The following is a 10,571-nucleotide window of genomic DNA, read 5'->3' on the forward strand; positions in this document are numbered from 1 at the left end:
AACCGCGGGTGGCTCGACGCGGAGGAGAAAGGCAATATCGATCCCAACGTGATTCTGGACACTGGTGGCCGGGACAGGCGCCTATGCGGGAGGCGGAAGAGACAACAGGCGCCGATCGGGGCATTCTCACCAAATCGGTCCCGGACTCCGGTGAGAATGCCAGCGTTTCTGTATGAGGCATGGAGGGGAGCGCGGCGGGCGCCAACGACAATATGGTCACGTCGGACGACGGTGCACTGTTCCGCTTCAACGGGGGAGCGGGACGGATACCCTGGCCCTCAGGGCCAAGCCCCCTATTATGCTGTTCAGTACGGCAGGGCCGGGAATCTTGCCAGTCCGCCGAGTTGGTAGGGGGGCGAAGTGCAGTCCTTCAACCACGATGCCTACCAGGTTGGGTTCTGATAACCAGGGTGGGCAGGTCGCGCGGCCCATGCTCTTCTTTCAGCGCGAACGATCCGGTAAAGGCGGTATCCGGGGAACCGCGCAGGCCTCATCTTATCGTACCCGTGTTCATGCCGGTGGAGGTCACCGCCGGCGGGGTCAAACATCTAGAGCACAATCTGCTGACATGTAGATCAGGGTACATATACCAGCATCAGCTTCAGAGTACGGCCATAAAAAATATGATGCGGCATTCCCGACTTGTTCGGGGATTGGGCGCTGCGACAGCAGTCCTGGGTTTCGACTGTGATGGGCTGAACAGTGCAGGTCCGTTGCACCATTTCTGGATGGCCGCAGGATCGTGCTGGGCGGCAGCCTCAGGCCGCGGCATCGAACAAGGTGGCGATGCCAGCGGATCGAGCGGGAACGGGCGCGACTTGCTCTTTGCGAATTACCCCCATGATCTCGTAACCGGCGACGATCCGGCGCGCAGTACGGGACTCCCCCCGGCCCTGGTCGGACCAGTCGCTTCATGACGACTTTCATGATAGGTCAGTCGGCAGGCTTGCGCCCGAGCAGCCTGCTATCCCATGCCACCGGCCGCTCGGCGGACGGAGTGATCCGACCAAAGTCCGGATGCCGGGGGTTGATGATGATGTTCCGGTCCAATTCTGTAACGGCAGACGGCACCGACAGGGCAGCTGCGCGTGCCTCATCAAGCCACTGGTCCCCAAACTGCCGGGCCATCTCCGAATCCTTTTCCTGCCACTCTGGCAGCTTTGTTTCATCCAGGTGCTCGACGAGTTCGTCGGGGATGTCCACGGTGACGTATAGGTCGCCTTTCGGCACACGGCCGATACCGGACCATACGAGCCGCTCAAGCATGCAGATTGCAAAACTGGACCCGCAGTAGATCACTGATCGTCCAGGCGAGTTCCAGCGTCCGCCGAATAGCCGTGCGCCCTCACCCGCGAAGACGGGATGCCCTCCGCCACTGATCCGCCAGACCCGCAACATCAGACCGGAAGGCCGTATTCGATGGCCCCCAGAACGTGTTCAACCCGTTTGGCCCCGACTTCGCTCCTGGCAGCCTCGATAGGGGATCTTCCCTCAAGCAGCGGATGCGGAGCGGTCAGGAACTCCGCCGCGTCGTCCCCATCGTTCCATACCGCCTTCGCCTTTGCCACAATTCGGGCCAGGCGCTCCGTCCGTTCACTCTCCGCCTGGTTCAGCTTCAGGCGGCGGCGCTTGTAAGTCGCCTCGGGCACAATGCTGAGGATGAGCCCGCGTTGATGTTGCGCGTCTCGATAAACGGCCCGGGCGACGTGCCGCAGTGTCTCCTTCGGCAAACCTCCGATGACGGCGAGCTCTAGGTCTCTGAGCGAGCGAACCTCGGTTCCAAGGACCTCCCGCCCGCCGAGCACCTTGGCAATTCCAGCAACGTCCGCTTCCATGCTGACCTCCTGCACCCATTTGGCATCAGTTGCCAACATGGTAGCCTCCAGCTGATCCTGCAAGTGTCCGTTGGCGTCAACAGACCATTGGAACCTGCTGTTGCCTTCTTACAGGACGGCGCAGGTGTCCTTCTTGGCTGTCGCCAAACGCGGTGCAAGCACCGACCAGCATGGGCAGGTGCTTGACATCCTGGTCCAATCTCGCCGAAACACCGCTGTGGCCAAGCGGCGGCTGCACAAGCTGCTGAAACGGCAAGGCTGGGCGCCGCGGGTGATGATCACGGACAAGCTGGCCAGCTACGCGGCGGCGCAGCGGACAATCATGCCCGGTGCCGAGCATCGGCAGCACAAAGGGCTGAACAACAGGGCCGAAAACAGCCACGGCCCATTACGGCATCTAGGCCGCCTTGATCTCGGCAAGGAACCGCTCGACTGTGGTTCGCAGCCCCGCCGACTGCTGCGCCAGCTCCCGCGCCGCCCCCAGAACCTGTGAGGCTGCCGCACCCGTCTGCCCCGCCGCCTCACGCACTTCGGCAATATTGGACGAAACCTCCTGGGTGCCCGCGGCCGCCTGCGCCACATTCCGGCTGATCTCCTGCGTGCTGGCGCCTTGCTGTTCCATGGCCGCAGCAATGGACGTGGAGATTTCATCAACCTGCTGAACGATCCCGCCGATCTCCTGGATGGCCGCGACCACCTCCGCCGAGACCTGCTGAACCGACGCGACCTGCGCCGCAATCTCCTCGGTCGCCTTGGCGGTCTGCGTTGCCAGAGCTTTCACTTCCGAAGCGACAACCGCGAAGCCCTTACCAGCCTCGCCTGCGCGGGCCGCTTCAATGGTGGCGTTGAGCGCCAGCAGGTTTGTCTGGCTGGCGATATCCTGAATGAGCTGGATCACCGCCCCGATCCTCTGGGTCGCGTCCGACAGCCCCTCCACCGTCCGGTTCGTTGCCTGAACCTCAGTTCTGGCCTGGTCAGTAATCGACTTCGAATGAGCCACCTGCACCGCGATCTCGCGGATGCTTGCCGCCATCTCTTCCGCGGCCGACGCCACGGTCTGCACATTCGCTGTTGTCTGCTCGGCCGCCGTCGCAACAGAGCCCGACTGACGGCTGGTCTCCTCGGCAATGGCGGCCATCGATTGCGCTGTGGCGTCCAACTCTGTGGCGGAAGCGCTCACCGCCCGAAGGACGCCGCTGGCCTGATTGTCGAATCCGCTGACAAGCCGATCAACAGCGGCGGTGCGGCGCTCCTTGGCCGCCTGCTCGGCGAGCTGCTCCGCGGCAAGCCGATCCGTTTCGATGGCATTCCTCCGAAACACCTCGAGAGCCCCAGCCATATCGCCCAGCTCATCCGACCGGTTCAGCCCAGGAACGCTTATGGTCCTGTCTCCTTCGGCCAAGGCGCGCATGGCCCCCGCCGTCTGCCGAACCTGCCGGCCTACAGACCGTGCAGCAATCAGTGAGAGGGCCAGGATTGCCAGTCCGACCGCAGCCGCAACGACATTGGCCAGCAGCATGGACTGCTTCGCCGCCGCTTCGGCTTCTGCCTTCGCCTCGAGATATGCGGATTTCGCAGCATCCGCATGGTCATCGACGCGTGGCATCAGCTCCTTTGCAATCCGGTGCGCGGTGTTGATTGCCTCCCTGGAGGCGAGCCATCCCTGGGCGAATTTGCGGAAATCGCTCTGATAGGCATCCATCAGGCGCGCGGTTTCCGCTTTGACGGCATCAGGCAGGCGCGCAACGGCCAGTGCCGCATTGAACTCCGCTTCACGCTTCGCCATACGCTCCACATAGTCGGGCGCACTGCGCAGCATGAAGTCCTTTTCGTGCCGGCGCATCTGCAGCATCAGAACGCTGAGCTGTGCCATTTCCAGCGGGTCTGCGCCAGTTGCCGGGAGCTCCCCCAGGCGCGTCTCGATCGCATGGACGGAGGCGCGCATGTTCCCCTGCAAGCCATCCTTCTCCGTCAGACCAAGCTCCATGATGGCGCCTGATGCCGTGGCGAATGCCGCATCCCAGCTCGCCAGCATCTGGTCGAGGTCGGCGGTTTCGTTTCCGAGCACAGCCAGTTCGTTGACCGCACGACGCGCCTTGGAGAGGGCCTTATCACGTTCAGTGAGAATGTCGAGCTGGCGTTCGGCAAGGAAGATGTTCGCGGCCACCTGAGCTTCGGCGAACTGTGCGGATACGTATTCCGCCGTAGCGGCGATCTGGCCTGCCTGGTCCATGGCCTTCAGCTGATTCTGCTGGTCCAGGGCACTGAAGGTGGTTAGGCCACCGATTGTCATCAGGCCGAGCACGCCAATGGCTGCGGGGATCTGGAGTTGACGGCGCAGCGGCAGTGAACCGATCAGACTCATGGCGTGCCCTCGCGGTGCGGTCAGGTTAACTCGAAATTAAGTGAATTCAGCATACTATGGCGTTCGCACTTGCGATAGTGGCCGTGTTGCTGTTGGGCGATGACGCGCGGCAGACCACAGCCCGCGCCGGTTTCAGGTGCAGCATGCTGAGATTATGTCCCGGCACGTGGTGTATGAGCACCGACCCTTGTAACGGTTCTGGACTGGTCAGGGCAGGATGCAATCGCTCAGATAAGCGGGTAGCGCCCGATGAAGAGGTCGCCCAGCGCGCGCCTGCGGAGCCAAGTCAGGCGACGCTGGCGGCGATGCTCTTCTCGATCATGGCGGAGATGACATCGACCGCACCAAGCCGCGAGTGCATCATCGTGGACCACCCATGGCTCATGGGTTCGATGACAGGCGGCAAGGCGAACCTGCTTTCGGCAGGCCTCAGCCAGTTGCATTAAATCCGGAACGGGGGCGGTCTCTCCGGCATCGGTGCGCCAGTTGCCCGTGTCAGGGTCAAGCCAATGCCCATTCGCAAGCTGCAGAATATGAGTGCCATGAGGACGGCCGCAGGCTTCACAACGCCCATTTGCCCGCTCAAAGCGAATGCGCCGACTGATGAATGACCAGTCAATTGGATAGAGAAAGCGGTGCTCGCGTCGGATTGGCATTTGGCCATCATGGTCGCTCTTGGCGGACACACCAGAGTTGCCCGAAGCCAGGGCGGCTTGCAATGGAGCGTCGCTTGCCCCCTCTTATGCCCCTCCTTTCCCAGCGAGCGAAGAAAGTTTGTCAGATGCCGGAACTTCATGGAGAAAGGGTTGGCACACCGCGCATTTTTCATCTTTCACGAGTCCAAACACATGCTGGATGTGGTGAATCTACTGATCGCAGACAGCGACATGCGCCGGTGTTACGCGGCCACAAGTTCCAGCTTTTCCCTGAGAACTGCACGGCCTCTGTGAGCGCGCCTTCGGGCTCGGTCCCTGCCCGCTTGCCAGGACCGTGCAATTTGTCACCGAGCTATTGGAGCTCCAGGCCATTTGACCCGGCAGCGATGCCGACAGCCGGTTTCATGCGCCTTCGCTCGGACTTTACGACAGAGCCCGACCCACCACGCCTTGTGGAGCCGATGCAGTTGCCGGCCTTAGCCGAAAGTACGCTCCCAGCGTCCGTCGGGCTGACGGCAGGCCGTCCCTGCCGCTCGTTCCAGACGCCCCCCGATCATCACACTGGTTTCGTACTCTCGGCAGGGAATTCCCTGCGCGCGCTCGTAAGTGCGGATCGGCTTCACTTCGTAGCGCCGGCCGGCGGCGACAGTCGTAAGCGTGCTGCCGAAGGCGGTAGAGGCTGCGGTCCTCTGCACCGTGGAGAAGCAAAGCCATACTGGCGGGCTGTTGAATCCGCTGTACCAAGCCGCAGACAAAGAAAGAGAGTCGCCAGGGGAGCTGCGCGACCCTCTTTCCTACGCACCGTAGGACCCCCGTCCCACGGTGCGCGCTTGGCACGTCAACACTACGCTCGTAATTGCGTTCCCCAGCACGAAAAAGCGGCTGGTCCGTATGAACCAGCCGCTGAGGCGCGGTACATGTCAAGCGAACCCCATATGGGGTGCGGCGGCAACCGAGTCGCGGAAATATGGTTCCTGCCGATGGGAAAAGAAAACGGCGGCTGGCAGGGATAGATGCTAGCCGCCGTAGGGCCCATATTCTGGAGATAGATGCGCCCGGCATAGACGCGCATATCTAACCGATACACTCACACATCGGTTCCAGGAGACGGAAGAAACCCCGCGCAGCGTTAGCCGCGCGGGGTTAGTCAGGATACAGTTGGAATACCCAACGGGCCGAACTTACCACCCCGCCACACGCAGGCTCCGCCTCTCGCACCAACCCCTGCTCCTTGGCGCGGTCCAGCAGTGAGGAATCACGCTGAAGTGCGACAGGCGAGGGGTGAGGCAAGCGGTTTCTGGAGAGCGTTTCCAGCTGTGCTGCAAACACCTCGGCCGGAGTTCTGTAGCCCAGGCACTTTCGAGGCGTGCTGTTCAGCTGGTGGGCCAGCGGGCTCAACGGGCCTGCGGAGCGCTGCTCCGGTGCGCTGTCGAGCGGCAGGTGGCGACGCAGGCGGCCGTTGGCATTCTCCACCGCGCCCTTCTGCCAGGGGCTCTGCGGGTTGCAGAAATACGCTGGCGCCGGCAGCATGCGGTAGGCCAGGAACTTGAAACCCCGGTCGAAGGTGACCGCGCTCTGGGTAGTCCCAGCGATCCCGCACCGGACTGTGGTGGAAGTTGCGCGCGATCTCGCGGTGGATCGTGGAGCGGTGCCGGCCCAGCAGCGTTGCAATCGAGCCAACCGACTGGCGCTCCTGCAGCAGCCGGAAGATCGTCCGCCGCTCGGCCAGGGTGAGGTGGGCATAGTGCAGTCCCATGTGACTCTCCTCAGGCAAAGCCCTGAAAAACATGGAAAGTCGAACTTCAGAATAGAATCCACCTCTCAACAGACCCGCTTTTGCACATCAATGCCGTAGGGGCGTTCTCCCCTCCAGAACCCGCCGGATCAGTTCGATCCGGACCGGAAGTGGACCGATTCAATTTCGGTGAAAGTCACCTAGAACGAGACGCACCGTCAGGAGTGATGTAGAATTTCCTGCTGGGTATCTTCGTCATGGAGAGGTGATGGCATGATAGGAAAAATGATCCATCTCTTCTGTGTTGCTCTTCTGCTATTCATAATCATGGAGGCTCAAACGCGGGCCGAAGCAGAAGTGGCATTACCCACCATTTTTGTTCCTGACCTTGAATTATCCGGTGATCTCAGCGACGCAGCACGCGCAGATGAGTGGCGGCAGCGCACCGAATTGGCCACGCAGGCATTACGGTCGGCGCTAACAGAACAGCGCTTATACCAGGTCAGCCATTTGGCTCCCGCTCCAGATGGCGTAGCTCGCGACCATATCAGTGCACCCGTCGATAAGTGCAAAGCATGCCTCATAGAATTAGCTCAGCAAGCAGAAGCCGACCGGATCTTAATGGCTCGGGTTTTCCGCATGAGCGAGCTTGTGCTCTCATTACACGCAGAAATTCATGATGTGGATACGGGACGGCTCATGTTTCAACGCACGCTGAGCTTCCGAGGCGACAATGATCGATCGTGGCTCAAAGCGCTGGATTATCTCGCAAACGAGATCAGAAGCCAACCTATTGAGCAGCGGTAAGATTCTAGGCTGAAAGCTGTAAGCTCGACTTTGGCCAGTCCCGGTGCTGGTAGACCAGCGATAGCTGACAGCCTATGTCAGGCCCATATCGATGGCCAGCTGGAAGACGGTTGCAGCAATCTGCGGATCGTTTCCGATAGCAGCCAGTTCCGCGGTCAACACGCGTTCCTTCATGGACTTGAGCACGTATTTAAAGTCATCAAGCTCGAACGGCACAATGGTGCCGCGGGTAATGGCGGTCTCACTTGCCAGGGCGATGCCGCTGCTTCCAGATGCGGTATGAGGCCGGGCCGAGCATAGCGGCCGGGGTGGCTGTCCTCCAGAGTGATGGTGTCAGCGACGGGGTCCTTATCGGCTCCAACATCATCGGAGGACAGCCATGGAACACTATGCCGGCATCGACGTGTCTTTGGAACAGAGCAGCATCTGCGTGGTGGACGCCTCGGGCCGGATCGTTCGGAAAGCGAAGGTGGCCAGCGATCCCGAGGCGCTGGTCTCGTGGTTCCGGGCGCTGACACAGCTCCCTGTCCGGATCGGACTGGAAGCGGGGCCGCTGTCGCAGTGGCTTCATGCTGGGCTGAGCGCCGCCGGGTTCGAGGCGGTGCTGCTGGAAATCCGGCATGTGAAGGCGGCGTTGTCGGCGATGACGGTAAAGACCGATCGTAAGGACGCCCGCGGCATTGCCCAGATGGTGCGGATAGGCTGGTACCGGCCGGTCCACTGCAAGACGGCCAGCGCTCAGGAGGTGCGCGCGCTACTGGTCGCCCGCAAGCTGCTGGTGCACCGCGGTCGGCCAGCATATGTTCGAGGTCGCAGTAGCTGTTTGAAAACCGCAGCTATCAGCGCACCGCCCAAAGGATCACCTCCGCCGTGAACTGCCGGCCCTTGACCGGGCTCTTCCCGTTGCGCATCACCCTGGCACCCTAGCTGCCGAACCGGCCGAGGTTCTACGCGATCCGAGCAGCGCTGGAAACGCTACAACAGAACCCCGTGTTCTGCCCCGCCCGCCTTTAGCGCGAGGCGGGAACCCTTATCTGGGAGCCGCTCCTAGAGCGGATTCCGTTCACTCTGGCTCGTACCCGGCTGCGGTGAAGAAGTTGGCGCATTCGGCTGGTGTGAAGCAGTCGATCAGACCGCCAATTGCGTTCCAAAGGCCGTTGACGGTTCGCTCGGCGGCCTTCCGGAGCAGCGCTTTCAGTCTGGCGAAGGCGTTTTCAATCGGGTTGAAGTCGGGGCTGTAGGGTGGCAGGAAGCGTAACTTCGCACCTGCCGCTTCAATGGCGGCTTGGACGTTCGGGGACTTATGGCTGGCGAGATTGTCCATGATCACCACGTCGCCGGGCCGCAACTCCGGAGAGGACCTGGTCAACGTAGGCCTGGAAGGCGCGACGATTGATGGACCCATCCAGCACCATGGGGGCGACAATGCCGGATAGGCGCAGCCCCGCGACAAAGGTTGTGGTGTTCCAGTGGCCGAAGGGTATGCCCATGCGCAGCCGCTCTCCCCGCGGAGCGCGGCCATGGGTTCGGGCCATGGCTGTGGACGCCCAGGTTTCATCAATGAAAGCCAGCCGTTCGGGAACAAAGTCGGGTTGAGCTTCGAACCAGGATGTTCGCCGGCTCAGGACATCCGGGCGGTCTTGCTCGATCGCATGCCCGGTCTTTTTTTACGTGTGATGCCGTGGCGCTTGAAGAAGCGATGTACCGTGCCGATGCCGACCGGCGTCCCGCATTCGCCCAGACGGCGCTGTATCTCCACCAGCGTGATGTCGCGCTGCTCCTCCCAGAGACCGAGGATGACGTCGGCATGCGCATCGATCCGATGCGAGTGCTTGTCCCCGCCCTGCGGTTTCGGAGCCGGGCTGCCCGTCGCCCGCGTCCGTGCGCACCAGCGGATCGCTGTCGACGGCGCGATCCCAAACCGCGCAGCCGCCATACGGCAGCTCATTCCCTCATCCATGACCGCTGCAACCACCCGCCGGCGCAAATCCATCGAAAGCCCAAGACCCATACATGCTGACCTCTATATCCAGCATGCAGGTTGAATCAGAAAGTTACCTTTTAGGAAATCCCTCGCGATTCCCGCCGTATGGAAACCGCTCTAACTTGCGCCGACAAGTTGGCCTGGCCACTTCCCGGATTTTACAAGTTGCGTCGCAACGTCAATAAGAAGCCGGCTGGCAGTGAGGTTGGCACGCGGACGGGTGGCATCATGGCGCGAGGCCAAATGTACAGTCCATTCCAATTGAGGCCGCGTAATCGGGATCGCAACGATCCGCTTTTCCCGGATCCGATCCGTTAAGAGATAGAGCGGCAGGATCGTAGGGTAACCAGACTCGACCAAGTTGATGAGCCCATTCAAGGAATCTATGTCCCCGAGGATATTGAGGCTCAACCCCTCGGCCACGCAGGTCTGATCAATATAGCGGCGGATGGAATTGCCCTGGCTTGGCAGAAGAAGGCCGAGGCGGGCCATCTCCTCCAGCCGGACGACATCCTTCCGAGCCAGCTCGTGCCCCGGCGGAACGAGGAGATGGTGGCGTTCACGCAGAATCGGCTCGCTGCGAAGTCCTGCCATGGGCTGGATATCAAATAAAATAGCGATGTCGAGGCGACCGAGCTGGAGAAGCTCGGCCAGCACACCGCTCATTGCCTCCACAATATGCAGTTTGATTTTGGGATAGCGCGCACGCAGGAGCGGGAGGAACTCTGGGATAAGCTTGCCGGCGACCGTTGTAGGCAGACCGATGCGCACCAGTCCTGTGGGCTCGTCCGCAAGGTTCTGTACCACGGAGCGGATATCGGTAACGTCATTGCAGATGCCGTAGGCCCGCTCCAATACATATTGGCCTTCCTCGGTGAGTTCTGATCCGCGTGAATGCCGGTGCACAAGCTTGACGCCGAGTTCCTCCTCGAGCCTGCGTAGCGATGCGCTCAGGGCCGGCTGCGTCAGGTTCAGCTTTCGAGCCGCGGCCGAAAGACTTCCTGTTTCGGCGATCCCAATGACGAGCTGCAGATCTCGGATGTCCATAGCCATGTTCCCTAAGTGCTTATTTTTTCATCACAATTGGTTAATAGATGTGCAACACGCATCACCGGCCATAACGTTAATCTATGGCTAACATCTGAATTATGTGGATTGTTTCGCGACGACTCCCCTGCGAACGTTTCTC

At 61.2% G+C, this 10,571-nt stretch carries 7 protein-coding genes and 3 pseudogenes; 3 read left to right on the forward strand and 7 right to left on the reverse strand.

The genetic code is table 11. The features are described from left to right. Nucleotides 1-933: 933 nt before the first annotated feature. Nucleotides 934-1,398 carry an RES family NAD+ phosphorylase gene (locus tag DOL89_RS23280; protein ID WP_225890073.1) on the reverse strand — a complete coding sequence of 155 codons (465 nt, stop codon included), beginning with the start codon at nt 1,396-1,398 and terminating at the stop codon, nt 934-936. Next, nucleotides 1,398-1,874: an antitoxin Xre/MbcA/ParS toxin-binding domain-containing protein gene (locus DOL89_RS23285; RefSeq protein ID WP_225890074.1), complete on the reverse strand. Its 477-nt coding sequence runs from the start codon at nt 1,872-1,874 to the stop codon at nt 1,398-1,400. The genes DOL89_RS23280 and DOL89_RS23285 overlap by 1 nt, the downstream gene beginning before the upstream one ends. A 130-nt stretch (nt 1,875-2,004) precedes the next feature. Here DOL89_RS23285 and DOL89_RS23290 point away from each other — a divergent pair. Next, a pseudogene (locus tag DOL89_RS23290) lies at nt 2,005-2,241 on the forward strand (DDE-type integrase/transposase/recombinase); the annotation flags it as partial. Here DOL89_RS23290 and DOL89_RS23295 read toward each other — a convergent pair. Both DOL89_RS23295 and DOL89_RS26130 read right to left on the reverse strand, forming a co-directional pair. After that, on the reverse strand, nt 2,233-4,200 hold the full coding sequence (locus DOL89_RS23295; RefSeq protein WP_119681730.1) for a methyl-accepting chemotaxis protein: 1,968 nt from the start codon (nt 4,198-4,200) through the stop codon (nt 2,233-2,235). The pseudogene DOL89_RS23290 and the gene DOL89_RS23295 overlap by 9 nt on opposite strands. Nucleotides 4,201-6,111: 1,911 nt before the next feature. Beyond that, on the reverse strand, nt 6,112-6,645 hold the full coding sequence (locus tag DOL89_RS26130) for a helix-turn-helix domain-containing protein (protein WP_119681733.1): 534 nt from the start codon (nt 6,643-6,645) through the stop codon (nt 6,112-6,114). 231 nt (nt 6,646-6,876) lie between these two features. Here DOL89_RS26130 and DOL89_RS23315 point away from each other — a divergent pair, with 231 nt between their 5' ends. Further along, nucleotides 6,877-7,398, forward strand: a complete 522-nt coding sequence (locus tag DOL89_RS23315; protein ID WP_162937849.1) for a DUF2380 domain-containing protein — start codon at nt 6,877-6,879, stop codon at nt 7,396-7,398. Nucleotides 7,399-7,470: 72 nt separating this feature from the next. Here DOL89_RS23315 and DOL89_RS25280 read toward each other — a convergent pair whose 3' ends face one another. Continuing rightward, nucleotides 7,471-7,614 (reverse strand): hypothetical protein, encoded by a 144-nt coding sequence (locus tag DOL89_RS25280; RefSeq protein WP_162937850.1) that lies wholly within the window; start codon nt 7,612-7,614, stop codon nt 7,471-7,473. 163 nt (nt 7,615-7,777) lie between these two features. Between DOL89_RS25280 and DOL89_RS23320 the strand changes: the two are divergent. Beyond that, nucleotides 7,778-8,176 (forward strand): annotated as a pseudogene (locus tag DOL89_RS23320) (IS110 family transposase); the annotation flags it as partial. Between the two features lie 285 nt (nt 8,177-8,461). On the opposite strand, the pseudogene DOL89_RS23325 reads toward DOL89_RS23320, so the two are convergent. Beyond that, nucleotides 8,462-9,409, reverse strand: a pseudogene (locus DOL89_RS23325) (IS630 family transposase). A gap of 90 nt (nt 9,410-9,499) precedes the next feature. Next, entirely contained in the window at nt 9,500-10,429 is a 930-nt protein-coding gene (locus tag DOL89_RS23330) for a LysR family transcriptional regulator (RefSeq protein ID WP_162937851.1), read from the reverse strand. Between the last annotated feature and the right edge of the window lie 142 nt (nt 10,430-10,571).

The sequence above is a fragment of the Indioceanicola profundi genome (genome assembly GCF_003568845.1).
In the GTDB taxonomy this organism is placed as follows: domain Bacteria; phylum Pseudomonadota; class Alphaproteobacteria; order Azospirillales; family Azospirillaceae; genus Indioceanicola; species Indioceanicola profundi.